At 43.0% G+C, this 25,277-nt stretch carries 21 protein-coding genes; 12 read left to right on the top strand and 9 right to left on the bottom strand.

Features of this window, described 5'->3' with window-relative positions; translation table 11 throughout:
• Positions 1 to 159 precede the first annotated feature (159 nt).
• Positions 160 to 1,719 carry a glycerol-3-phosphate dehydrogenase gene (gene glpD / locus R7P72_RS11525; protein WP_033905559.1) on the top strand — a complete coding sequence of 520 codons (1,560 nt, stop codon included), beginning with the start codon at positions 160 to 162 and terminating at the stop codon, positions 1,717 to 1,719.
• Between the two features lie 276 nt (positions 1,720 to 1,995).
• Positions 1,996 to 2,949, top strand: coding sequence for a CorA family divalent cation transporter (locus tag R7P72_RS11520; RefSeq protein WP_005391702.1), 954 nt, complete (start codon positions 1,996 to 1,998; stop codon positions 2,947 to 2,949).
• Between the two features lie 73 nt (positions 2,950 to 3,022).
• Here R7P72_RS11520 and R7P72_RS11515 read toward each other — a convergent pair whose 3' ends face one another.
• Positions 3,023 to 4,207 carry an NnrS family protein gene (locus tag R7P72_RS11515; RefSeq protein ID WP_033905560.1) on the bottom strand — a complete coding sequence of 395 codons (1,185 nt, stop codon included), beginning with the start codon at positions 4,205 to 4,207 and terminating at the stop codon, positions 3,023 to 3,025.
• Between the two features lie 182 nt (positions 4,208 to 4,389).
• Here R7P72_RS11515 and R7P72_RS11510 point away from each other — a divergent pair, with 182 nt between their 5' ends.
• Positions 4,390 to 4,941 (top strand): gamma-glutamylcyclotransferase family protein, encoded by a 552-nt coding sequence (locus R7P72_RS11510; protein WP_025768214.1) that lies wholly within the window; start codon positions 4,390 to 4,392, stop codon positions 4,939 to 4,941.
• 38 nt (positions 4,942 to 4,979) lie between these two features.
• Here R7P72_RS11510 and R7P72_RS11505 read toward each other — a convergent pair whose 3' ends face one another.
• Positions 4,980 to 5,567, bottom strand: a complete 588-nt coding sequence (locus R7P72_RS11505) for an outer membrane beta-barrel protein (RefSeq protein WP_017820436.1) — start codon at positions 5,565 to 5,567, stop codon at positions 4,980 to 4,982.
• Between the two features lie 420 nt (positions 5,568 to 5,987).
• Here R7P72_RS11505 and ebgR point away from each other — a divergent pair, with 420 nt between their 5' ends.
• Complete coding sequence (gene ebgR, locus R7P72_RS11500) at positions 5,988 to 6,974, top strand: transcriptional regulator EbgR (protein ID WP_025768213.1); 987 nt, start codon at positions 5,988 to 5,990, stop codon at positions 6,972 to 6,974.
• Positions 6,975 to 7,144: 170 nt separating this feature from the next.
• Here ebgR and R7P72_RS11495 read toward each other — a convergent pair whose 3' ends face one another.
• Positions 7,145 to 8,062, bottom strand: coding sequence for a LysR family transcriptional regulator (locus tag R7P72_RS11495; RefSeq protein WP_115386440.1), 918 nt, complete (start codon positions 8,060 to 8,062; stop codon positions 7,145 to 7,147).
• Positions 8,063 to 8,174: 112 nt separating this feature from the next.
• On the opposite strand from R7P72_RS11495, the gene chrA reads away from it, so the two are divergent.
• Positions 8,175 to 9,314, top strand: coding sequence for a chromate efflux transporter (chrA, locus tag R7P72_RS11490; RefSeq protein WP_005380170.1), 1,140 nt, complete (start codon positions 8,175 to 8,177; stop codon positions 9,312 to 9,314).
• Positions 9,315 to 9,437: 123 nt separating this feature from the next.
• On the opposite strand, the gene R7P72_RS11485 is transcribed toward chrA, so the two are convergent.
• Positions 9,438 to 10,082, bottom strand: coding sequence for a helix-turn-helix transcriptional regulator (locus R7P72_RS11485; protein WP_005380169.1), 645 nt, complete (start codon positions 10,080 to 10,082; stop codon positions 9,438 to 9,440).
• 568 nt (positions 10,083 to 10,650) lie between these two features.
• On the opposite strand from R7P72_RS11485, the gene R7P72_RS11480 reads away from it, so the two are divergent.
• The 4 genes from R7P72_RS11480 to R7P72_RS11465 are packed head-to-tail and all read left to right on the top strand — an operon-like array spanning position 10,651 to position 13,228.
• Positions 10,651 to 11,580 carry a hypothetical protein gene (locus R7P72_RS11480; protein WP_005380168.1) on the top strand — a complete coding sequence of 310 codons (930 nt, stop codon included), beginning with the start codon at positions 10,651 to 10,653 and terminating at the stop codon, positions 11,578 to 11,580.
• A gap of 20 nt (positions 11,581 to 11,600) precedes the next feature.
• The gene (locus tag R7P72_RS11475; RefSeq protein WP_005380167.1) at positions 11,601 to 11,924 is read left to right on the top strand and encodes a hypothetical protein; all 324 of its coding nucleotides are present in this window, start codon (positions 11,601 to 11,603) and stop codon (positions 11,922 to 11,924) included.
• Between the two features lie 5 nt (positions 11,925 to 11,929).
• Complete coding sequence (locus R7P72_RS11470) at positions 11,930 to 12,607, top strand: C39 family peptidase (RefSeq protein ID WP_005380165.1); 678 nt, start codon at positions 11,930 to 11,932, stop codon at positions 12,605 to 12,607.
• Positions 12,608 to 12,661: 54 nt separating this feature from the next.
• Complete coding sequence (locus R7P72_RS11465) at positions 12,662 to 13,228, top strand: hypothetical protein (RefSeq protein WP_005380163.1); 567 nt, start codon at positions 12,662 to 12,664, stop codon at positions 13,226 to 13,228.
• A 224-nt stretch (positions 13,229 to 13,452) separates the two neighbouring features.
• On the opposite strand, the gene R7P72_RS11460 is transcribed toward R7P72_RS11465, so the two are convergent.
• Entirely contained in the window at positions 13,453 to 14,448 is a 996-nt protein-coding gene (locus R7P72_RS11460) for a transporter (protein WP_213907271.1), read from the bottom strand.
• Between the two features lie 476 nt (positions 14,449 to 14,924).
• On the opposite strand from R7P72_RS11460, the gene R7P72_RS11455 reads away from it, so the two are divergent.
• Complete coding sequence (locus R7P72_RS11455) at positions 14,925 to 16,616, top strand: AMP-binding protein (RefSeq protein ID WP_031779037.1); 1,692 nt, start codon at positions 14,925 to 14,927, stop codon at positions 16,614 to 16,616.
• Positions 16,617 to 16,684: 68 nt separating this feature from the next.
• On the opposite strand, the gene R7P72_RS11450 is transcribed toward R7P72_RS11455, so the two are convergent.
• Positions 16,685 to 16,885, bottom strand: coding sequence for a DUF1127 domain-containing protein (locus R7P72_RS11450; protein ID WP_224721253.1), 201 nt, complete (start codon positions 16,883 to 16,885; stop codon positions 16,685 to 16,687).
• A 106-nt stretch (positions 16,886 to 16,991) separates the two neighbouring features.
• Here R7P72_RS11450 and R7P72_RS11445 point away from each other — a divergent pair, with 106 nt between their 5' ends.
• The gene (locus R7P72_RS11445) at positions 16,992 to 17,939 is read left to right on the top strand and encodes a LysR substrate-binding domain-containing protein (protein WP_005380154.1); all 948 of its coding nucleotides are present in this window, start codon (positions 16,992 to 16,994) and stop codon (positions 17,937 to 17,939) included.
• Between the two features lie 106 nt (positions 17,940 to 18,045).
• Here the strand turns inward: R7P72_RS11445 and fusA are convergent, their stop codons facing one another.
• Together fusA and radA are read right to left on the bottom strand one after the other, a co-directional pair.
• Positions 18,046 to 20,136 carry an elongation factor G gene (gene fusA, locus R7P72_RS11440; protein WP_005386444.1) on the bottom strand — a complete coding sequence of 697 codons (2,091 nt, stop codon included), beginning with the start codon at positions 20,134 to 20,136 and terminating at the stop codon, positions 18,046 to 18,048.
• 215 nt (positions 20,137 to 20,351) lie between these two features.
• Entirely contained in the window at positions 20,352 to 21,731 is a 1,380-nt protein-coding gene (gene radA, locus R7P72_RS11435) for a DNA repair protein RadA (protein WP_005386443.1), read from the bottom strand.
• 136 nt (positions 21,732 to 21,867) lie between these two features.
• On the opposite strand from radA, the gene R7P72_RS11430 reads away from it, so the two are divergent.
• The gene (locus R7P72_RS11430) at positions 21,868 to 24,216 is read left to right on the top strand and encodes a PilZ domain-containing protein (RefSeq protein ID WP_318110514.1); all 2,349 of its coding nucleotides are present in this window, start codon (positions 21,868 to 21,870) and stop codon (positions 24,214 to 24,216) included.
• Between the two features lie 63 nt (positions 24,217 to 24,279).
• On the opposite strand, the gene serB is transcribed toward R7P72_RS11430, so the two are convergent.
• Positions 24,280 to 25,260, bottom strand: a complete 981-nt coding sequence (serB, locus tag R7P72_RS11425; RefSeq protein WP_005380142.1) for a phosphoserine phosphatase — start codon at positions 25,258 to 25,260, stop codon at positions 24,280 to 24,282.
• Positions 25,261 to 25,277 lie beyond the last annotated feature (17 nt).

Here is a 25,277-nt window from a genome sequence, read left to right as displayed (position 1 = left end):
CCCTCAAATGACCTCTGTCTTAATTAGACAGAGGTTTTTTTTGTGTCTAAATCACACAAAACGCTCACAAACGAAAATAATAGATGATCACAAACGAAACCTGAGCTAGGATTACATTATGTTCTAAAATGCTCGTTCGCTCACCAAGAGGTCAAATTTATGAGTATACAAAATAATGCTTCCACTACTAGCTCATCCACTACCTTAGACTTGATCGTAATCGGTGGCGGCATTAACGGAGCTGGTATTGCAGCAGACGCAGCTGGCCGAGGTTTGAGTGTTGGCTTATACGAAGCAAATGACTTCGCATCTGCGACTTCTTCAGCAAGTTCTAAACTGATACACGGCGGTTTACGCTACCTTGAACACTACGAGTTTCGTTTAGTTTCGGAAGCGCTCGCAGAGCGTGAGGTTATTCTTCGTAAAGCACCACACGTCGCACTACCAATGCGTTTCCGTTTACCGCATCGCCCATTCCTACGCCCAGCTTGGATGATTCGTTGTGGCCTTTTCCTTTACGATAACTTGGGTAAACGTACGACGCTGCAAGGCAGTAAAACCGTCAACCTTGCGAAATCTGGCTTGCTAAAACCAGAAATGAAAACGGGTTTCGAATACTCTGACTGTTGGGTTGATGATGCACGTTTAGTATTACTGAACGTTCTTGCGGCTCGCGAAAACCATGCTGAAGTGCGTAACTACTGCCGCGTGGAAAAAGCACACCGTGAAGGTGGTATCTGGCATGTTACTATTCACGATGTGATGACAGACCAACGTTTCGAACGTAAAGCGAAAGCGTTAGTCAATGCTGCGGGGCCTTGGGTAAAACAGTTCTTTGATGATGGATTAGAGCAAGCCTCTCCTCGTAACATTCGCTTAATCAAAGGCTCGCACATCGTTGTTCCTCGTATCCACAACGAACCGCAAGCCTACATTCTTCAAAACAAAGACAATCGCATCGTATTTATGATTCCTTACTTAGATAAGTTCTCAATCATTGGTACAACAGATGTGGAATACAAAGGTGACCCACGTGAAGTGTCGATCTCAGATGACGAAGTCGATTACCTCATTGATATCGTAAACCAACACTTTGTCCACCAGTTGACTCGCGAAGATGTAGTTTGGACATACAGCGGTGTTCGTCCTTTATGTGACGATGAATCTGACTCTCCGCAAGCAATCACACGAGACTACACGCTAGAGCTCGATGCGGAATACGACCATGCACCTCTGCTTTCTGTTTTTGGTGGTAAGTTAACGACCTACCGTAAGTTAGGTGAAGCAGCAATGAAGAAACTTGCTCCGTTCCTACCTGAAATGGGTAAAGACTGGACGGCCAACCAAACCCTTCCTGGTGGTAACTTCAGCTGTAGTCGTGAACAATTAGCGAAACAAATTCATGCTAAATACACTTGGGCGCCAGAAGCATTGATTCTTCGTTATGTCACTCAGTTTGGTACCCAAACGTGGAACTTAATGGAAGGTACAACAAGTGAAGCTGACTTAGGACAAACGTTCTCGACACAAGCCGGTGGTGTTTACCAACGTGAGATCGATTACTTAATGAACCATGAAATGGCAATGACCGATGAAGACATTTTATGGCGCCGTACTAAGCTTGGTCTTTACATGAACGAGGAAGAAAAACAGGCCTTAACGGACTATTTGAAGAAAAAGCTACAACAGAAAGTGGTTAATCTTTCTCAAGTTGGCTAACAGCTCCCCTCCCTCCCCCCACAATAAAGCCTGCTTAGTTGCAGGCTTTTTGTTTTGTTGTTTAAGCACAACACCTTGGTGCGCTCCACTCGATTGCAAATAAGAACAACTATTCATAGACATTTGGCGTTAAATACAATCATACTCATTTGAAAAATAATGCATCAATGACTTCAGAGTACCGTACTCAGAGCATTGCCTCTGTATGGCAATGCAATTCTCGCGAAAGAAGTATCTTGAGGTTATTTTGGTATCGGCTCAAACAAGGAAAAGAAAATGGGTTTTATGATTGAACATTGGGACTTCTCAACCCCAGAAGCAACTCAACAATCCACCACGGCAGAGCAAATTCAAGCTAAGCATTGGTACCATTGCGAACGGCTGCATCCTGATATTCGTGGTTGGCTGGAGCAAAACCAAGTACCTCGAGCTACGGTTGATCATCTATTAGCCGACGAAAGCCGACCATCTTTCCATCCTTTAGATGACGAGAACTTCATGTTGATTTTACGAGGCGTCAATATGAACGGCAATGCATCACCAGAAGATATGCTTAGTATTCGAATTCTCTACTTTCAAGGCGCACTCATTTCAACTCGTAAAATTCCATCACGCGCGATCATGGAGATTCGCCAAGCATTAGCGGAACACAAAGGCCCAAAAAGTCTTGCTAGTTTACTTCATCAGATCATTGAAGGATTAAACAGTAAAATAGACATTTACCTTGATACAATTGAAGAAACACTAAACCAGTTCGACGTGAATGATGAATCGACGTACAAACATATGGCGACTCAAAAAGCACTGATTTCTATCAAGCGTTTTATTCGCCCTCAGCAGTACGCTATCCGTGATCTTGTGGAGTCAGAATCAGAATTGATTGCTTTGAGACCTCATCAATATCGCTTCGCACACAATAATATTACGCGCATAAATGAAACACTTGAGTTTTATCTTGGAGAAGTGGCGCTTTTCCAAGAAGAGATCAAACATCATCGTGATGAGAAAACCAATAAAAACAGTTACCTGTTTACTTTGGTAGCAACGATTTTTCTACCAACCAGCTTCTTAACAGGTTTACTCGGTATCAATGTTGGTGGAATGCCAGGCGTGGAATCCACCATGGCATTCACCTGGTTCTGCATCGCCTTAATTGTCATTTTTGGTCTAGAGTGGTGGCTATTTAAACGCTTGGGGCTCACGAATAAAGCGGACGACGAAGACGAATAAACACTAAACCTATAAAGAACAAAAACCAAAAGAGGAGCACGCGGCTCCTCTTTTCTCTACTCACATTAGAATCTTATCCGGGGTGACCATCCACACGAGGGGTCACAAGCATCACACCAAAGCGCCACACAAACAGCCCAAACGCAACAATCCATAATCCGCCGCTGATATCAATCCACAGCATCATGTTCGCTGGGTCAAAGATCACGGCGAAACTGCGAACCAAAGCTGCCGCGGTAATCGCTGTAAACGCAAGGCTCATGTTTGGCCCTTTGTAGATCATGCGACCAGTATGTCCCATCGTCACCCGTGCAATCATCGCTAAAATCAAACCGCCTAACGCACCTATCGCAAACAGGTGAATGAGGTTATGGCTGGCAAATGCATCTCCCCAGACGCCTCGCAAAATTAAGCTTAGTGGTAAACACAAATACGCAGCATGCAGCGACCACACTAAAGGCTCGCTCAGGGTTAACCAAGGTTTCCAGCGAACAAAACGCACCAACTGAGCAACACCTGCAAATAGCATCAAAGGACTACCTAGTTCTGCAAACGTCACAGGGAAAAAGCTCAGCACAAATAGCATTACCAATGGCAAGTTCGCGAACCACTCTAACCAAGCCAATGGTTGCGCTTTTTCGAAATTAAATCGACGCGCAGTAAAAAATGGAATCACACGTCCGCCCATCACTGACAACAGCAAGGTAAACCACCACAGCATTGCTTGCCACACCGCTGAAGAGCTAAAGGGCGGCATACCTTTTATCGTTGCGTAGCTTGCAAAGTTCGCAAAGATGGCTAAAAGAAACAGTGGAACGAAAAACAAATTACGCCAACCTTTGGCTCGATACACACGAATGCCCACCTCATAGGCGACAAACAGTAAAAATACCGCTTCGATACTGCTGGTTAACCATAACGGTGCTGGTGTCCAAAGCAATATGCGGGGCACTAACCACAAGCCAAATAAAGCCAGAAGCATGTAATGCTTGGTACCATTAATGCCAGTCCAGTTTTGTACCGCGGTCAGTACAAAGCCAACTACAATGGCCATCGAAAAACCGAACAACATTTCATGTACGTGCCACCACAATGCAGGCACGGCTAATGCGTTTGGCTGTCCGCCTTGGAACATCCACACCCACAACGCAATCGCAACAATGGCGTAAATCGACCCAAACAGAAAAAACGGCCGAAAGCCTAATCGCAGCCATGCGGGGATTTTTTCTTCTACTTTTTTATCGGTGATATTCAGCATTATCTTGCCCTCAAGCGTCTCTCGATGCTGGTTAACTCAACTACATATTGATGCTACCATAAACATGTATAAAAAATACATGTTTATAATTAAGATTATACTTAAGAGGTAAAGTTGTGCTTCAGATGCGGGTTAGGTATAAACATGAGAGGCACAACTATCAGTTAAGGGATGCAACGACAATGTACATATTTGGCTATGGCAGTTTGATTAATTCTGCGTCGCGTAAGTTAACCGGACAAACGGGAGAAGCCATTCCCGTCATAGCACATGGGTTGGTTCGCTACTGGGGGAAGATTGACGACAGCTACAGCCTCTCTCCATTAGTGGTGAACCAAGGCGATGGACAGGTTAATGGCGTTTTACTCGAAGTAAATGAAGAAGCGCTCGCAGAATTCGACCGCCGTGAGCGAGGTTATCATCGTATTCAACTTCAGCCAGATCAAATCGAAACAGATGCGAGTTTTAACCAAGAACATGACATTTGGGTTTACGTAAAAGACGAGCCACTACCACCATGCGAAAAGAGCCCAATCATGCAAAGTTATGTTGATACCGTACTGGCAGGTTGCTTGGAAGTTTCCCACGCGTTTGCAGAGCATTTTGTGCGTCACACCATTGGCTGGCAACACGCGAAAGAAAATGACCGCCACCAACCCAAATATGGCAACCTTGCAGGCGTACAAGATCACCATTATGAGTTGATTGATAATCTAATAAAAAAAGGAGCCTAACGGCTCCTTTTTAGTATCTATGTTTTGCTTACGCGAGCTTAAAACTTGTAATCAACACCAACGTACAGGCTGTCAAAATCAAAATCTTCGCTGCCACCGTTTTCGGCATCAATACTTACCGAAGAAGCACGGTAGCCACCAGATACAACCAAACCTGAAGCGAACTCATAACCAGCCTCAACACCGTAGTTAAAGCCTACATCACGACCATCATCGGTAACAGTGCTAGATGATTTCACTTCATAAGAAACACTCATTACACCAAGGCCAGCAATCGCACCAACATAGAAGCCTGTACCTGCAAATTGGTATTTAGGCTTCGCATTGAAATTGAACGCAGAAGCATCAACACTAAATTTAACCGGCCACCCCATGTAAGAAAATGTTTCTTCAAAGTCGCCAAAGTATATGTACTCACCTTCAAAAGCTAGTTTGAAGTTTTCTGAATATTGAAGCTCTTTACCTACAGCAAGGCTAAGACCTGTCGCAGAAAGATCTTTTGACAAGCTTTTAACTTTAAGATCTGAATTTACCAAATCAGCACCAACATACCAGTTACCTTTTGCTTGAACTGATGCTGAAGCAACCACTGCACCTAAAGCCAATAATGGCAATACTTTTTTCATTATAATTTCCCAATTTTTCATACTGTTAGACAGCTTTTAAAAGCGCGGAGATTATAAATAGAGTTGAATACTTTCCTATTGATTTGTTTATAAAATGAGACACAAAACATAAACATGAACAATAAAACGTTTGCTTGATTAAACTCTAAACAGCTCGAGTCCTATTAAGTACTAGAGTTACCACAAGTAGCAAGTTTCCAAACCAGTCGCGTTTTTCAGTATTTTTACAGCAATATAATCCTTACGTTTACGGCTTTATTTATTACTCAATAGAGTCTATTTCATGAAAACAATTTGGCTTGATATGATGATTTAAAGTGTTTAGGACTGTCTTACTAAAGGTTTGTGCATATCTAAGTAGCTGTTTAAGATAGTCAGATTATTGAGCTCACACTTGGGCAGTGCCAACGGGAAATTTACATGGCAAAGCTAAAAGATATCGCCATTGAAGCAGGCGTCTCACTTGCAACCGTATCGCGGGTTTTGAACAACGACCCAACGTTGAGCGTTAAAGAAGAAACCAAATACCGCATTTTGGAAATTGCAGAAAAACTGGAGTACCGCACCAGTAGCTCGAAGAAAGGCATCAAAGAAGCTAAGCAAAAACATCACTTTTTAGCCTTATATAACTACAAACAAGAAACAGAGGTGAATGACCCTTACTACTTATCAATTCGTCATGGGATTGAAACGCAATGCGACAAATTAGGTATTACGCTAACCAATTGCTATAACAGTGAAATTGATGTTGAAACGAAAAAGATAACAGGTGTCCTTTTAGTCGGAAATGTCGACCAAAAGGTAGTAGATAAATTACCTAAACGTCTAGCCGATAGCATTTGCTACATAAACTTTTCAGATCCAACCTGCCCTTATGATTGCGTTGATGTCGACCTTATTCGAATCAGTAGGCAAGTAGTTGATTTCTTTGTACAACGAGGCCACCGCCGCATCGGTTATATTGGCGGTCAAGACAAGCACGACGCAGCTGACACTCGTGAAAATGTGTTTTTGGACTATGGCTATCTAAAAGGCGTGGTCGCAGAACATGATATACACTATTGTGCCTGCTCTAGTTTGTCCGGTTATAACTTAGCGAAAGAGATGCTAGCCAAAGGTGACTTCCCGAAAGCAGTATTCATTGATTCAGACTCCATCGCGATTGGCATAGTACGTGCAATCCATGAATTTGGCTTAAAGATACCAGAGGATATTACGCTGATTAGTATGAATGATATTCCTACTGCTCGCTTTACCTTTCCGCCGTTGTCTACAATTCGTATTCACTCTGAGTTGATGGGAACTCAGGGAGTGAACTTACTAGTGGAAAAATACCGAGATGGACGCTTACTCCCTCTTCATGTATACGTTCAAACAGAGCTTAAACTACGTGGTACAACTCAATGATACCTTTTCCATTAATCTCTTTTATGAATTAAATCTGGAACATCCCCCCCTAACCCAAGATATTCATTTTGCACAATCAGTACTGTTTCGGCGTAACGCCGATAACTCAGCGGGTAGTAAGAAGTTCAACAACAAATCACTCTAAGCACCATGAGTGCCCCAAATGTTTATCATTTAGAGGTGATGGTCGAAGAAACCAACTCGCGTAGCCAAATGCCTTTGTCTTCATTGTTTCGGCTGGAATGCCACAGCATGGCAATATCAAAATCCGCAACGGCGATCGGCGGCTTAACAGTAATGAGATCGTCCGAAAAGCCCTCCGCCAACGCCATTTTTTCTGGCACGATGGCAATGAGATCGCGCTTTTTCAATAGATGCCGAATAGTGAGAAAGTTGCGCGACGCCACGGTGACTTTGCGGCTCAAGCCATGTTCTGCGAGCTTTTGGTCTACTTGTGTCTTTAAGCTCCCATCGGGACTTACCAGAGCTTGCTCGATGTTCGCGAACGCTTCCAGAGACAGCTGTGTTTCCCCTTTCAACACCTGTTTATCACACATGCACACGTGTTTTTCGGTGTACAAGTACAAGCTCTCAAAGTTGTCATCCAACACCGGCATGCTGCCAATAATGACATCGAGCTTTTCGTGCTCAGTTAATGCCACGTAGTTGCTACGATTGACGTTAATAAAACTGATCTGCGCCTCTGGGGCGCGCTGGCGTATTTCGTCATAAAGCCGAGGAGCAAAGATAAACTCGGCATAATCCGTTAACCCGATGCGACATACACCCGCGTAATTTTCAGGTTGGAAGGCAGACTTAGTGAGCAAGTCTTTGGCGATAGAATCCAACAAGTGATGCACAGTTGGCGCGATGTGGTGAGCGTGCTCGGTGGGCTCCATCTTGTGCCCTTTTCGCTCAAAAAGCGGGTCGTCAAACAACAACCTTAAACGAGACAAACTATGACTCATCGCCGACTGGCTAACGTAACTTTTCTCTGCCGCGACGCTAACGCTTCGATAGCGATACAAGTAGGAAAACGTCACCAATAAGTTCAAGTCAATGTTGCGCCACTGAATGTCCTCTTTCACTCCAACATCCTCATCCCATTTCATTCATAGATGAAATTAAAATCATCAATTTGAGTCATTTTAGAGCATTCGATAAATTAGCAACAATGCTTTTTAGATAAACAGGCTCGACATGTTCACCATATTCAAAACTTTTTTCTGGCTGGGTTGGTTCAGCTTCGGCGGCCCGGCGGCTCATATTGGTTATTTTCGCCAAACCTTTGTTGAGAAACTGAAATGGCTTGATGACAGCGAGTACGCGCAAATTGTCGCGCTCAGTCAGTTTTTGCCGGGACCGGGCTCAAGCCAAGTTGGCTTTGCTTTAGGCTATAAACGTGGCGGTTTAGGTGGCGCATGCGCAGCATTTGTCGGATTCACGCTTCCTTCAGTGGTCATCATGTTGGCGCTGGCGATGGTGAGCAGCCAAATCACCGACACCGCAGTGTTCCAAAACATCGTTCACGGCCTAAAACTGCTCGCAGTCGTCGTCGTGGCGGATGCGACTTGGGGCATGTACAAAAACTTCTGCCAAAGTAAACTGACCGCGGGTTTGTGCGTCGCGACTGCGATTGCGTTGCTGGTGGCACCAAGCATCATGACGCAAATGTTCGTGTTGATCGCAGCAGGTTTTGTCGGAATGCGATATCTGAAGAAAGACTCCGCGCCATCAGCCGAGTCGTTTAAACCGTCTATCGCGCCATTAGCTCTATTTGCGATGCTTTTACTCGGCTTACCGTTAGTGGCTCATACGTTACCTTTGCTTGGGCTGTTTAGTGATTTTTTCCAAGCTGGTAGCTTAGTGTTTGGTGGCGGTCATGTGGTTCTGCCGCTTCTGCAAAACATTGTTGGCGACCAGCTCAGCCAAGATGCATTTTTAACAGGCTACGCCGCTGCACAAGCTGTACCGGGGCCAATGTTCACCTTTGCTACTTTTATCGGTTATGAGCTTTCGGATACGCCAATTTTAGGCGCTCTGATCGCAACGCTTGGCGTATTCCTCCCTGGGTTTCTTTTACTACTTGGCGTTCTTAAGAACTGGCAAGCACTGGCAGGCAAACCGCTGGTCTCCGGCGCCATCAACGGTGTAAATGCCTCGGTAGTAGGGTTACTACTCGCGGCACTTTACCAGCCAGTATTTAGCAGCGCAGTTGTTGCTCCCATCGACATGGCGTTAGTGATTGCGGGTTTCTATCTACACAAAAAGCTCAACCTTTCGGTACTATGGATGATCGTGTTTTTTGTGGCAGCAGGCCTTGTCACGGGCATGATGTAGCCTGCTGATACGCCAACTATTGAATCTAGATAAACCACGGGCACTCAAATACGAGTGCCCTTGCTTAGATTAGATAGTGAAAACGGAACAGACCCCGATAAAAAGAGCATCACAAATTATGACTTAACTTCTCTCGGTTAAGCCATTGTTCATTCTTACCAACTTAACTGCATCATGACGAGAATGGACATCGAGTTTTTTGTACAACTTGTATATATGGCTTTTCACTGTACTTTCAGATAAAAAAAGTCTTGAAGCAATTTGTTGATTTGAAATGCCGTACACAAGTAGCTCTAGAATCTGTTTTTCTCTGCATGTTAACTCATCATGCTGCTGTTCTTCGGACAAATTTGCATGCCGATAATTGAGGACTAACTTCTCTAGGTACATTCTTGGTAGCCACAACCCACCTTTCAGTACGTATTCCGCGCCATCACATATATGTGTCACTGATGCACTTCGGAGCAAAATTCCTTTTAACAACTTCCAATGCAGTAAGTCCGTTTGTACTTTTTCACAAGGGACGTTGTGAAGCATAAAGGACCACCCAAATAGATCAAAATCTGGTAACTTTCCTTGTACTTCAAGCTGACGCATAAAATCGTAATCAATAAACATCAAATCGATACTGAGTGAGTGACTTCTGAACACCACTTCATCTGGTTGCATTATCTTTACATCGACATCATGAATGGAAGACAGCTGTTTTTTTATTAAGTTACTTTGTAAATTACTCTCAGCTAGCAGTATCAAGTGCTTCTTTTCCATAGTCCCACCACATTAACTTACCTGTTTCACCAACCCCCGTTAGAAAATTAATTGGAGGCAGCAAAGAGAATTTATCTTCATTTTAAGTAGAAAATATAGCACTTCAGAATGATATCGCATTGCTTTTCAGCACCGAAAAAGACTTAAAAAGTATGAACCTGTTGTGTTTTTATCCATACTTTTCAACCTGTGTTAGCATAAGGATATGATTTATAATATTAAATAATAAAGATAATAATTGGATAAAATGCCATTTATAAAAAATGGATGACTGCTCCGCTCAGTGCAATAGAACAAATTACTTCTTTATATTGGCTTCATTTCATACTTGATGAGTACTTAAAGTAAATACAAAAAATAACATTATGATTATGTTATTTTTTTCTTTAATACTTTAAATAGACGTACCTAAATACTCCCTTCCAGCCTGAATCATTCTCAATAATGAGAACAGCTTTCACTGATCCTTTCTTATAATTTCATCGCTTCCCACAACATTTGAAGGAAGCAGCAAGAAGTTAAGTGCAGTCATTTTTAATCAGGAATAACAGGAAATGGAGTAATCGTTATGACTCTAAACAAAACAGGGCTTGCTTTAGCAATGTCAGCAATTTTATTTAGTGGCTCTCTAATCGCGAATGAGATCGATGATGGAGACGACAACATGCAATGGACTGACAGCGCTAATACCGATATCGGTTTATCTGGCAGCTTCAATGATAACAGTGACAATAGCGCATCTCTCGGTGTTGGTGATAGCTTCAACGACAACAGCGATAATAGTGCGTCACTAGGTATTGGTCATAGCTTCAACGACAACAGCGACACTGACAACAGTGCAACTCTTGGTGTTGATGACAGCTTTAATAACAACAGCGACAACTCAAACTCGAGCACTAACACAGCTCAAAGCCACAACGACAATAGTACGTCTAACGCTAACGACAACAGTACCAGTGCTGATCTTGATGTGAGCCTAAATAGTGATAGTAGTGACTCAAGTACTAACACAAATAGAAGCCACAACGACAACAGCGACTCTAGTACTACTGTAAGACGTAGCAACAACGACAACAGTGACTCTAGTATCAACAGTAGCTTTAACGATAACAGCGATAATCGTAATCAAAGCGACAACCGTAACCAGAGTGATAACCGTAGCTACGCTGATTCAAGCACAACAAACTCGAACAGCTTTAACGACAATAGTAACTATCAAAATGACTCGAGCTCAACAAATGTTGATAGCTTCAATCAAGTCCATATGGATACAGATATGGTTGTTGCGAGCTCAAGCCTAATGGGTGGTGTTACAGGTGCATCAGTTATTTATGCAACTAACGCGGATGATACTCGAGTTCGAGTTGAAAACATGAACACCCTTGGTGGTCTTGGTGGTGCAGCTGGTATTACTACCGTTGGTCAAAATGCTGGTTCAAATTCACTTGTACAACAATCTGTTACAACTAATGCAAGTGTGTTTACTGGGGGTGAGTAACCGACTAGTAGGAGAAAGCGATGCGTTTGGCAATCTGTACTTTGAGTATGATAGTTGCCTGCACTGCACTCGCTGATGACATTGCATTATCTGGCGGAGAAGTTAGCTTGGATATCATGAATGAATCAAGAGGTGGACAAAATGTTGAACTCGACTTGGTTTATGCAGAATCAGATATCAATGGTATTTCGTCAGATAATGTCGCGTCAAACACCGTGAGTGGTAACAATATACTATCAAGTGGAGCGTTCGCAGACAGTTCGGGTATATCCAACGTAATTCAGAACAGCGGAAACAACGTTTTAATCCAGAACTCTACCGTCGTTAACCTGACACTCAAGTAAACAATATGAAAGTATTAAATAACTTAATTTGGCTGATGCTCGTTTATTCAGCATCAGCCATTTCATTAGAACTGCTACCTTACCGAGCACATTACTCTGTTCCTGTTAAAAGCTACAAAGAAATAGTGTTCGGTGATGTTTTTCGCCAACAGTATGACTTCAGCTGTGGCTCTGCCGCCCTGGCTTCTCTTCTCACTTTTCATTATGCAACAGAGTCATCTGAACAAGATATCTTCAAAAGCATGTTTGAAAAAGGTGATAAAGAAAAAATCAAAGAGAAAGGTTTTTCTTTGTTGGATATGAAGTTTTACTTGGATTCCATAGGGTTACGTTCTGACGGCTTTCAAGTAGGATTGGAGAAAATTAAAGAAGTCGGCGTCCCTGGGATTACTCTCGTTAATTTCGATGGGTATATGCATTTTGTTGTCATCAGAGGTATAAACAATCACTCAGTTATTCTAGGAGACCCTTCTAGAGGAACCATGATAATGAAACTGGATGAGTTTGAAAAATATTACCAAGGAATTGTGTTACTGGTCCGTAACGAAGCGGAAATGGGAAGGTCTAGCTTTATAACCAATGATAATTTCACCGTATATCAAAGATCACCATTAAAAACAGGAGTGTCTAGAGATTCCTTAGGGGTATTTAGCATTACTCTCCCAGTTTCCGGTGAAAATTAATATAACATTGTTTTAAATAACTTTAAGAACTAAACAACCTGAAAGGCCTGCATTATGAACTACAATAAATTTTTGTTAGTGCTTTGTATGCTAATACCTCATTTTAATGTGAATGCTAAAGATGTTGGCCTGCAAGAACTTACTCCTCTTTCAAATTTATCTTTAGAAGAATATCGAGGTGGCTTCCAAATTACGGACGAGTATATTATTAATATTGGATTAAGCATTACTACGACTATAAATGGCGATGATATTTTGAACACAAACATTGCCAACTTAGTAATTGAAAATGGTAATTTAAAAAACATTAGCGCAAATAGTGAAAATCAAAGTGGAGATATTTTCAACCAGGGTATTGTTAACATCATACAATTTGGTGAAGGAAATATTATTGGAGATGATTCTATAGATTCACCCAAAATGCCTTCGTCTCAAAATCCTAATATAATAAGTTCAGACTTTATAAATTCAAGTATTATCAATATTATTCAAAACACGAAAGATAACAGTATTATTGGACTTAGCACGCTCGTAGACATTGATGCTCAAGTAAATGGGGTAATACGGGAAATCAAAGCAAACCAACAATTAGAAGACGCCTTATTGAACCACCTTCAATGAGCATTTCCATTTTTATCTGAAAAATTGTCACGTTAAGCTTCTTTGATATTAGAAACGACTGATATCTATGATTACATACCAAAAGAAAGGTAGATATATCAATAGGCCACCATCATTTTAAGAATATATACCTACTTTATCCAATATAATCCAATCAATTTATAATGCGAACACTAGGCGCTAACGATAAATTAGGCCCAAGACTCAAGGGCCTAATATCCATTTTACAAATTAAAAGGTACTCGTACTGTTAATTGAAAGTCGGGAGTATCTTCTGTAAGACCAGCTTGAGCACTAACATTGATAGATGAGCGTTCACTAAAGGCATAGTTTATACCAAAAGTTAATGCATCTAATTGAAGCAACTTAGCATCATCTGCCGATCTGCCATTTACTTTGCTTTTTAAAATAGTTTTATGGCTAAGTCCTAAAGAGAATGAAAGATCAGGATTCACCGCAAACCCCATTCCTCCTGAAAGAGAAATAGTGTCTCCAAGTTCAACATCAGCTTTTGTGTCGCCAACTGTAACAGTATCCTCTAAGTTATAAATATAACTTAGACTAGCGAACAAGACCGCAGGATCAACAGGGTGAATAAGAGATAAATTAGGCTCAAAACTCCAAAAACCCGAACCTGTAGGGACATCACTAAATGAGTTGCTTCCATCTTCAATAGAAACATCATAAGGCGATCGTCCTGTATCCGACTTTACTCTAAGGCCACCTACCCAGTATGGCGCAGACTCAAAGTTAAACTGGTGCCTCAATGCGAACTCTACATCACCAAGCCCTCCGCCATCCACCGTTGTGTTTACTACTTCACTGTTTGAACCATCTTGAATGGGGCGCGTAGAAACTTGGTCATTACGATACACATACGGCACTCTAACTTCTAACTCTGTGGCGTTTGTTAAACCGTACCGAGCAGTTAATCCAACGGTTACTGTAGTCCTATCCGAATCACTCACTTCAATTCGCCCAACAATCAGAGTTGGTAAGACTGTATACCCAACAACAGATACTTTGTTTGAAGAGTTTTGTGTATAGCTTAAAGACGAATCAAATGACCATTTACCTTTAGGTGTGAGAACGCCTGGGCGCTCAATAACATCACCAACCGTTTGGGCGCGCTGAGGAATATCATCTCCTTCAGCACCATGTGCATTCCCCGCAATGAATAAACTACAAAGATAGGTACCCAGTAAAGTCTTCCGTAACATCACATCTTTCCTTTTGCTGATGATCGTACCCAAGTAATCTCAGGCAATAGCTTGAGGTGAAGCTCCTAACTTTCCAAAGTAAGATTAGTATAGCTACTTCAAAACCACGACATACCTTTAAGTTTGGCGCTTTGAAGAAATTAGGAGACATTTATACTTATCTTCAACACTAAGCCACTAGTTAATAAATAATTAGGATAGATTCTATGTTTTCGCAATATTATTAATAAAATAAATTGCTTACCTGTGCTCTTAGTATGAAGTCGGTATGACATAACAGCTGAAAAGCCTGTTCTCTTTTGCGTAGCATCAATCACATTGCTTTTTAGATCGAGTCGCTCCGACTTCAACCATAACTAACGCTATCTTCCCCACATATTTCATCAAAATGCATTCCCGTGTCGCGATTTAACATGCTAAAGTTAACAATGCGTTAACAATTATAAATACAATGAGAAGACATGGAGTCACTTAAAATGAATCAGCCGAATCTAAATAGCGCTGCTGGTTGCGCTCTCCCACCACCAAATGAAATGATCCTCAAATGGGCTCAAGAGCGTCCAAATGAGGTCTACCTAAAACAAATTATTAACCGACAGTTTGTTGAGTACACATTCTCTGATGTTGCAGATCAAGCCTTAAAACTTGTCAGCGCACTACGCTCGCTTGGTGTAAAGCCTGGCGACAAAGTTGCGTTAGTATCTAAAAACTGTGCAGAATGGTTTATTTGCGATCTTGCTATGATGCTTGGTGACTATGTCAGTGTGCCAATCTTTCCTACCGCCGGTGCAGACACCATCGAATACTGTGTGACTCATAGTGAAAGTAAAGCGATCATTGGCGGAAAACTCGATGATCCCAAAGCAACTCAGCAAGTCATTGATGCTATGCCTGAACTCATTAGCATCGCTCTACCTTATGACACGGCACCTAAGTGTAAGCACGAATACCAAGCGCTCATTGCTGATGCAGTGCCAAGTGAAGAGCGTCCGCAGCATTACGATGACAAGCTAATGTCGTTGGTGTATACCTCAGGCACATCAGGGTTACCGAAAGGCGCGATGCTAACTTACGGCGCATTCAGTTGGTCTGTTCAGCAACTGATCAATCATATTGGTATCCAAGAAAACGACCGATTGTTCTCTTATTTACCGCTCGCTCATATTACAGAGCGTGTTTATATCTTCGGTTCATCGATTATGGGTGGCGTGCCAACAGCATTTCCAGAGTCACTGGACACTTTTATCGAAGATGTGAAGATGCACCGACCAACTCTGTTTATCTCCGTCCCACGATTATGGACGCTATTCCAGCAACGTATTCAAGACAAACTTCCACAGAAGAAGCTCAATATTCTGTTGAAAATCCCATTCGTCAATTCTTTGATCAAGAAAAAGCTAGCAGATGGTCTAGGTTTAGATCAGGCTCGAGTATTAGGCTGTGGCTCTGCACCTGTCTCGCCAGCGCTGTTGGAATGGTACCACTCAGTGGGCCTTGATATCACAGAGGCTTGGGGGATGACGGAATCATTTGCCTACAGCACGCTCAACTACCCATTTAGAGCTGACAAAATTGGTAGTGTCGGTAATGCAGGGCCAGGCATTGAGTTAAAAATCGCAGCCGATGATGAAATCATGGTGCGTGGCAAAGGGCTATTTTCTGGCTACTACAAAAATGATATTGCCACCCAAGAGTCTTTTGATTCAGAGGGCTGGCTACACACAGGCGATATCGGCGCTATCGACTCAGATGGTTATCTAACGATTCAAGGCCGTAAAAAAGATAACTTCAAAACCGCCAAAGGTAAATTTGTCTCTCCGGTTCCTATCGAGAAAAAGCTTTTCGAGTACAGTCGCGTAGAGATGATGTGTCTCATCGGTTTAGGGCTACCCGCTCCGATTCTTTTGGTTGTGCCACATGACTTCCCTAACTTTGATCGAGAGCGATACGCACGTACCACACGTAAAGTTATTGCCAGGATGAATCAAGAACTCGCCTCTCATGAGCAAATCAAAGGTGTGTTAATGATTAAAGAACCTTGGAGTATAGAAAATGGCGTACTGACGCCAACGCTTAAAATTAAACGTCATGTGCTCGAACAAAAGTATCATGAGATAGGCCACAATTGGCCAAAAGATGAATTGGTCGTGTGGGAAGAAGACTTGTAATTTTGCTTGCACTCCTCAACACCATTGGGGAGTGCAACTTAACTTTGAGCTTGAATCAAACTCATAGACTACTCTCTCCAGAATGGCTTACTCACTTCACAACTAATCTCCCTTTCACCTAATCCAATATCGTCCCAAAGGTGCTTTGGTAACTCTCTCAAGTGACGACGTGTCTTATAGTTCCTTCTCCAAGCCGCCAGTTTAGAATAAATTAACTGTAACCCGCTCTGATGGGCAGTAGGTATAGTACGCTCACAAGTGTGTGTCATGTTTTCCATTTCAAAGATCCCTATACAATGTTGACCACTTAATAATCAGCGACTACGCTGATAACCTCAAACGATAGAATCTGCCATAGAGTTAAGGAAAACTAATGTGAAAGATCGAATGCCTCCCTTACAAAGCTTGTATTACTTTTTCGTTGCAGCAAAGGAAGGAAGCTTTAAAACGGCAGCAAAAGAACTGTTTGTTACGCCAGCGGCCATTAGTCAGCAAATTCGTCATTTAGAAGAGTTCTTAGGCACGGACCTATTTGTTCGTCAGCACAGAAAAATCGTGCTCACACCAGAGGGAGAGCTACTGTTTAGTCAGGCAGAAAGAGGGTTTGCTCATTTGCAGCAAGGGGTAAGATTAGTCAATCAAGATCCAAACCCGAACCACCTTTCGATATCAACACTCCCCTCTTTCGCTCATCATTGGTTAGTCCCGAAAATTACGGCTTTTCGTCAGCGTCACCCTGATATCGCCTTGCTATTAGAACCAACCAATGATTTGGTGTCTTTTCAAGATAGCCAGATAGATTTATGTGTTCGTTACGGTTTAGGAAAGTACCCCAATTTAGAATCACAATGGCTAATGGACGAAGCTTTTTATCCAGCTTGTCATCCGGTGTACCAGAAAGAGCACGGGATCTATAACATCGAGGATTTAAGCAAAGCTGAGCTGATTGAAGATGTTTGGCCTGATCTTGATTGGAATATGTGGTTAGCAACCTTGGGTCACTGCGCAGCAAAGCCTACCTTAAAATACAGTGGATCACATCTCGTGCTTGAGGCTGCACTATCACTTCAAGGCGTGGCATTAGTAAAACACAGTTTAGCTCATCAATATTTTCGTTCTGGCAAATTGGTCCGAATTGGAGATATCGCTATCAAGCCCAACTTTGCGTATTACTTGTGTGCGCCAAAAGGCTACTTAAAAAGACCTAAAGCTCAATTGTTTGCGCAATGGTTGAAGGAAGAAATAGAAATATTTGAAAAGTCAGTGGTACCAGACTTTAAGACCATTGACCTAAAAGGCAACAGTACTAGAACGGCATCATAACAAACGCTAAATAGGAATAAAACAAACACGCTCTGCGTATAAGACTGCTAAATACAAAAAGCCCCGCACTAAGCGGGGCTTTCAAGTTATAGAGTTAACTTAAGAATTACTTCTTAGCGTTACGCTCTTTAACGTCAGCAATTACTTGCTCTGCAACGTTTGTTGGACATGGTGCGTAGTGTGAGAACTCCATAGAGAACTGACCACGACCAGAAGTCATAGTACGTAGAGTACCGATGTAACCAAACATTTCTGATAGAGGTACATCACCCTTGATACGTACGCCAGTAGACGCTGCTTGTTGGTCTTTGATCATACCACGACGACGGTTAAGGTCACCGATTACGTCACCAACGTGATCTTCTGGAGTGAACACGTCAACTTTCATGATTGGCTCAAGAAGTTGCGCGCCAGCTTTAGGCATAGACTGACGGAATGCACCTTTCGCTGCGATTTCGTAAGCGATAGCTGAAGAGTCAACTGCGTGGAAACCACCGTCGAATAGTTCAACTTCAACGTCTAGAGTAGGGAAGCCAGCTAGAACACCGTGCTCCATCATTGACGCAAAGCCTTTCTCAACTGCAGGCCAGAATTCTTTAGGTACGTTACCACCAACAACTGTTGATTTGAACGTGAAGCCAGAGTTTGGCTCACCTGGTTTGATGCGGTAATCGATCTTACCGAACTGACCAGAACCACCAGACTGTTTCTTGTGCGTGTAGCTATCTTCGATTGCTTGAGTGATAGTTTCACGGTAAGCAACCTGTGGAGCACCAACTTCTAGCTCAACGCCGTAAGTACGCTTAAGGATATCTACCTTGATGTCTAGGTGAAGTTCACCCATACCTTTCAGGATAGTTTCGCCTGAATCTTCATCAGTCTCAACTTGGAATGATGGATCTTCTGCAACCATTTTACCGATCGCGATACCCATCTTCTCAGAACCGCCTTTATCTTTAGGCTTAACTGCGATAGAGATTACTGGATCTGGGAAGATCATTGGCTCAAGAGTACATTCGTGCTTAGGATCACATAGAGTGTGACCAGTTTGAACGTTCTTCATACCAACTACAGCGATGATGTCACCAGCTTGTGCTGAATCGATTTCGTTACGCTCGTCCGCGTGCATCTCAACCATACGGCCGATACGCTCTGTTTTACCAGTTGCAGAGTTAAGGATTGTGTCACCTTTCTTCATCTTACCAGAGTAGATGCGGATAAAGGTTAGAGCACCGAAGCGGTCATCCATAATCTTAAATGCAAGAGCACGTAGTGGCTCGTCTGCAGATACAGTCGCAACTTCACCAGTTGGCTCACCAGTCTCTGAATCAGTTAGAGGCTGTGGATCAACTTCTGTTGGAGATGGTAGGTAATCAATTACCGCGTCAAGAATAAGTTGGATACCTTTGTTCTTGTACGCTGAACCACAGTAAGTTGGGAAGAATGCTAGATCACGAGTACCTTTACGGATACAACGTTTGATGTCTTCTAGAGATGGCTCTTCGCCTTCTTCTAGGTAAGCCATCATTAGATCTTCGTCTTGCTCTAGAGCAGTTTCGATTAGCATTTCACGGTATTCAGCAGCTTTCTCTACCATGTCTGCTGGAATATCTTGAACTTCGTAGTTCTCTGGTTGGCCAGACTCATCCCATACGTAAGCTTGTTGGCTTAGTACGTCTACAACACCTACGAAATCTTCTTCGATACCGATAGGTAGAGTCATAACTAGAGGTGTAGCACCTAGTACGTTCTGTACTTGATCTACAACTTTGTAGAAATCTGCGCCCATACGGTCTAGTTTGTTAACGAAGATCAGACGTGATACGTGTGATTCGTCAGCGTAACGCCAGTTAGTTTCTGACTGAGGCTCAACACCACCAGAACCACAGAATACACCGATACCACCGTCAAGTACTTTTAGAGAACGGTAAACTTCGATAGTGAAGTCAACGTGTCCAGGAGTATCGATGATGTTTAGACGGTGATCGTTCCAGAAACAAGTTGTTGCTGCAGACTGGATTGTGATACCACGCTCAGCTTCCTGCTCCATGAAGTCAGTAGTAGTTGAACCGTCGTGAGTGTCACCGATCTTATGGATCTTACCAGTTAGCTTTAGGATACGCTCTGTAGAGGTAGTTTTACCCGCGTCTACGTGAGCAAAAATACCAATGTTTCTGTATTTTGATAAATCAGTCATTGTCTTACTCTGTTAATAAGGTATAAAGTGCGCGCAGAGTATATCACATTCTGTCAATACTGATACCCTTGCGTGCGGATGGAAGAAAAAAAATTTTAACGTGAAATTTCCGTCCCCAAAGCATAGTCAAACACAGCAATTTATGTACTTTATTCGCATTTTATTGAGGACGGATAGAACAGTTTGTGATTGCACAAATACCATTCTTATGAGCATTACAGCTCGTCAAAAGCCTCTATCGCTTCCGACAATTTCTTAACGCCGTGAATTTGCATGCCAGGGATGCCACCTTTCGGCATGTTGGCTGCTGGCACGATGGCTTTCTTGAAACCATGTTTGAACGCTTCATTCAAACGCTCTTGCCCACTTGGCACTGGACGGATTTCGCCCGCAAGCCCTACCTCACCAAAAATCACCACATCTTTAGGGAGTGGACGGTCACGAAAACTCGATAAAAGCGCCATAACTAAAGCAAGATCAGCGCTTGTCTCCGTCACCTTAACACCGCCAACCACATTAACAAAGACATCTTGGTCTGCCATTTGTAAGCCACCATGCTTATGCAACACAGCGAGCAAAAGTGATAGGCGGTTCTGCTCCAAGCCGACCGCAACACGACGAGGGTTGGCTAACTGCGAGTAATCCACCAGCGCTTGAATCTCTACTAGTAGAGGGCGCGTGCCTTCCCAAACCACCATGACTGAAGAGCCTGATGTTTCTTCTTCACCACGAGAAAGGAAGATCGCTGATGGGTTACTCACTTCCTTCAATCCTTGGCCTGTCATTGCAAATACACCAAGCTCATTCACAGCACCAAAACGGTTTTTATGACTACGCAAAGTGCGGAATCGGCTATCCGTTCCACCATCGAGTAGTACCGAACAGTCGATAATGTGTTCAAGAACTTTGGGGCCCGCAAGGGTACCATCTTTTGTTACGTGACCAACAATAAATACCGCAACATTATTCTGTTTTGCGTATCGTGTCAGAGCCGTCGCAGATTCACGTACCTGAGCAACACTGCCAGGCGACGATTGAACATCAGAAACGTGCATCACCTGAATCGAGTCTATTACCATTATACGAGGCTGCTCTTTTTCGGCGATTTGGCAAATTTTGTCGACGTTCGTTTCCGATAGCATTTTTAAATGATCTTTCGGCAAGCCCAATCGGGAAGCACGCATTGCCACCTGCTGTAATGACTCTTCACCGGTTACGTAAAGCGTTGGCATTTGCGCAGATAAACTACACATGGTTTGCAACAGAAGGGTTGATTTACCTGCACCAGGGTTACCACCAATCAAAATTGCGGCACCTGGCACAACACCACCACCCAAGACGCGGTCAAGCTCTTTAAACCCACTGGTGAAGCGAGGTACTTCTTGCAGATCAATTTCGGATAGCGTTTGAACCGTAGCTTCTGTTGCGGAACCAGCGTAGCCGCTTAAGCGTTCATTGCGAGCAACGGTTGGCGATGCAGCGATACGTACTTCTGTTATCGTATTCCATGCACCACATGCGTTACACTGCCCCTGCCAACGGGGAAAGTCCGCGCCACAATCATTACAAACATACGCTCGTTTTGCTTTCGCCATGATGCCTCAATTTTTTCTACAAATGTGACTAAGCACAGCCAAGTCAGACCTGAACTGAAATGAACTATTGATATACTTAAGTATTACTTCGCTTAGCCGATACAATTTAAAGTAACGACATACTCTAACAGAAATAATGCAGCAATCTGAAATTCTCTCGCTCGCAGAACGACTCATTCCCGTTTACGGTACGAATGACTTTGACTTTGTCCTTGGCCAACTGACCGAGGAAGAGACGCCTTCGGCCAAAATTTTGGTTAAAATGGAACTTAACCGCTTAATGGCTCCATGCAAAAAAAGCATTGATTTGCGAGGTCGCGTTCAAGGCGAATGTCGCGAGTATATTTTGGATGGTATTCCACATTGGTTGGATGATGTTGCTTTCAACGCTTACCATAAAAACATCAAAAAGTTTGGCTGCTACACGGAAGGAATGTGGGAAGCATTGGTCAACACGCGAAATAACTTTCGCGTAATGAGCAAGCGCCTTACTCAGCAAAAAACGCAATCGTTAACGGATCCTAAAAGCCCGTTCTTAGCAGAACCCGTTCACCTAGGCTACGATTTAAAGCGCCAAGAAAAACGCTTGAAAGTCCAATCTCAAGTTGAAATTTGCCGTTCTAAAGGGCAGCTTCTTCATGGATTAAGCATTGATTTATCTAGCTCTGGCGCAAAGTTCAAAGTCCCTAGCGCATTTAAATATAACCTTGGGGAAATTATTCAGGTCACGTTTACTGAATTTGCCAGCAAATCTAACGTTGCAGGTATAGAGAAACCGCTTGCATACCGCATACTCGCGGTTGATGACTGTTACGAAAATGACTCAGTTCGATACCTCAGAACCATACGCTTAACTGACACCAATGTCGTCACCAGAGTGATAGATGAAGCGCTCAACAGTGCTGCTAAAAGGGCTCGTCACGACAATCAAGACAAGATTATTCGAGCTCGAACTCGCGGTTATGAGCACATCGCACTAAAGCACACCAGCAGCTTGCCTCTATTCTTTGATGGTAGTGACCTAAAATTAGCAATGTTAACGCCAAACAATCAAAAGCTTTGGCAATACTGGCACGATGAGAGAAACCAGCAAATGTTTGGTTCCTTATTCAACGAGCAACGCATCGCGTCACTCATTAAGCCTGGTGTGAAAGGAACAACCAATGTCCTTTATTCATTTACTCACGAGCACGAGAATCGAACCTATTTCTATTCGATGTTTCGCCCTGAAGCAACTCGCGAACAGCGCCAGCTATTTTGGCATTTAGGTGGCAAACGAGAGAGTTGGCGCGCCTTTAGAATTTCAATCTTTGAACTATCTGAGCAAGAACAGGAAGACCTAGCAGCTTTCTCTCCAGAGTTAGCAGAAACGTCTCAATCACTGACTCATATTGGTATTTTGCAAGAAATTGCTGACGAAAAATCAGGGCAGGATTACCTGCTAACTGAAAAGCCGCGCTTACCCGCTAATACGTTAAACGCGTTTCGTCACCCGAGAAGAGTTATCGGCAATCCAAAGGGCATTTATTTTGATGCAAAGTCTCGTCGAAAAGAGCCTCGTTATCGTTTTAAAACACCTTTAGAGTTGTACTCAGGACAAACTAAAACAGGCGGCTGTACTGTTGACCTTTCCAAACGAGGACTCGGAATTAGGCTAAGTGAGCCTACGATGTTACGTTCTGGGCAAGAGGTAAGAATCAACTTTCGAGAATTACAACTCTACGATAAAAAATTGCCGTTAATGTCGGTGCCATACCGAGTAATTCGTGTAAGCCCAGACGGTTGTAGCGTGCAGCTAGTTATTGATGAAAGCAGCCAAACCATGAAGGTAATCGCTTTTTTCAACAGCATTATCGAGCACAATCAAGACAAGCTAATCCCGCAAAAAGAGACGCTACCAAGTAATGCTCTACTTGAAAGGCTGCACTGCATGTTGCTCTCGCGTACGCTGAGCACGCCCATTTTTATCAGTAAGAGTACGTCATCTTCAATCAAAACCCCCGTTATCGGGGTGAACTTGCCGCTACCTAAACACATTGAGCTTTTTGCCCGTCTTGGGCATGACCAACTGTTGTCACTTGAACCTATCTTTAAAGGCCGGACAAGCACATTAATCGCAGAGCCAATAAAACGTGTAGAAGGTGCTCAAGCCAGACATCAGGATATCTACATAAGCGCCGCAAAAGTAGGCAATAAAATTACAGGCATTGAGTCAAAGCTTCATCAAGAGTTCAACAGCGTAAAAGAGCGGATTCAATTTATAAAGAAAGCGCGAATGATGGGTGACTTTTACGTGATTCGCCTTTCTACTGCGCCAATTTTCGATCCGATGACATCATTACTGCAACAAGATTTAAGTGACTTAACCCAATTTGGCGTACATCAAGCGAGCAAGTTAGAAAAAGAGTTAACGGCGCTCGTTGGTTACAGTGAATTTGAAGACATTACTGAAGAGGTTGTAATTAGATTGGAGTTAACCGAGTAAATTCAAAGTCATACCAAATTGAAAAAAAACACCGCCTTTCTGGCGGTGTTTTTGAATGGATGGTTAAGGTTTAGCTTTCCAGCTGACCTTTTGCTGCTTCACCAATGCGCCAGATAAAATACAGAGCACACCGCCCAACCCTGCAAAGCGAATCGCTGATTGCGCTTGAGCTTCCACTTTTGGTTTTGCGTGATACGCAATCCCTAATCCTGCCACCGACATCATCACAAGATCATTAGCGCCATCACCGACAGCAACCGTGTTGTGCTGCTCAATTTCATATTCATCCGCCAATTCCACTAGAATGTCCGACTTCATCTGCGCCGTTACCACATCGCCAAGTACTTTACCCGTGAGTTTGCCGTCAATAATTTCTAATTGATTGGAGCGAGCAAAGTCTAAGTCGACTTTATCTTTGATGTAATCAGAGAAGTAAGTAAAACCACCGGAGGCAATCGCTGTTTTCCAGCCCAAGGCTTTCAACGTCGCAATTAGCGCTTCAAAGTCCGGCATGAATGGTAACTGGGAACGAACTTGTTCAAGAATTGATTCATCGGCACCTTTGAGCTTACCAACTCGCTGACGTAAACTTTGCTCAAAATCCAGCTCACCTTGCATGGCACGTTCAGTGACTTCAGCGACCTCATCCCCTACTCCTGCCAGTTTCGCGATTTCATCAATACACTCTATCTGGATCGCCGTTGAATCCATATCAAATACAATCAACCCTTGGGTTGATAGATCGGGCACTTCATTAAGCGAGGCGTAATCTAGGTTGAGACTTTGTAAGATCGTTTCATGTTGAGGAGTCAACTCTCCGGCCATCAGGGCTACTTCATATTGGCCAACTTTCCACGTTTCTAGTATTGGGTTGTAAAAGCCGGTGAAGAAATCAATGTCTTCGAAGTGACTTGGCGAAAGGTACTCAGCAAATACGATCCAGTTTGCTTTTGCTTTATCTAATTGGGAGGCAAATCGAGTCTCGGGTAATCGTTTTAAAAGTGTCGTATGTTTTCTGATAGGCAAGCTTTTTGACGCGTCCATGTATATAATCCCTTATG

It is taken from the genome of Vibrio sp. Vb0888 (assembly GCF_033338835.1).
Lineage (GTDB): Bacteria > Pseudomonadota > Gammaproteobacteria > Enterobacterales > Vibrionaceae > Vibrio > Vibrio alginolyticus.
This window is presented reverse-complemented; position numbering and strand designations above follow the sequence as displayed.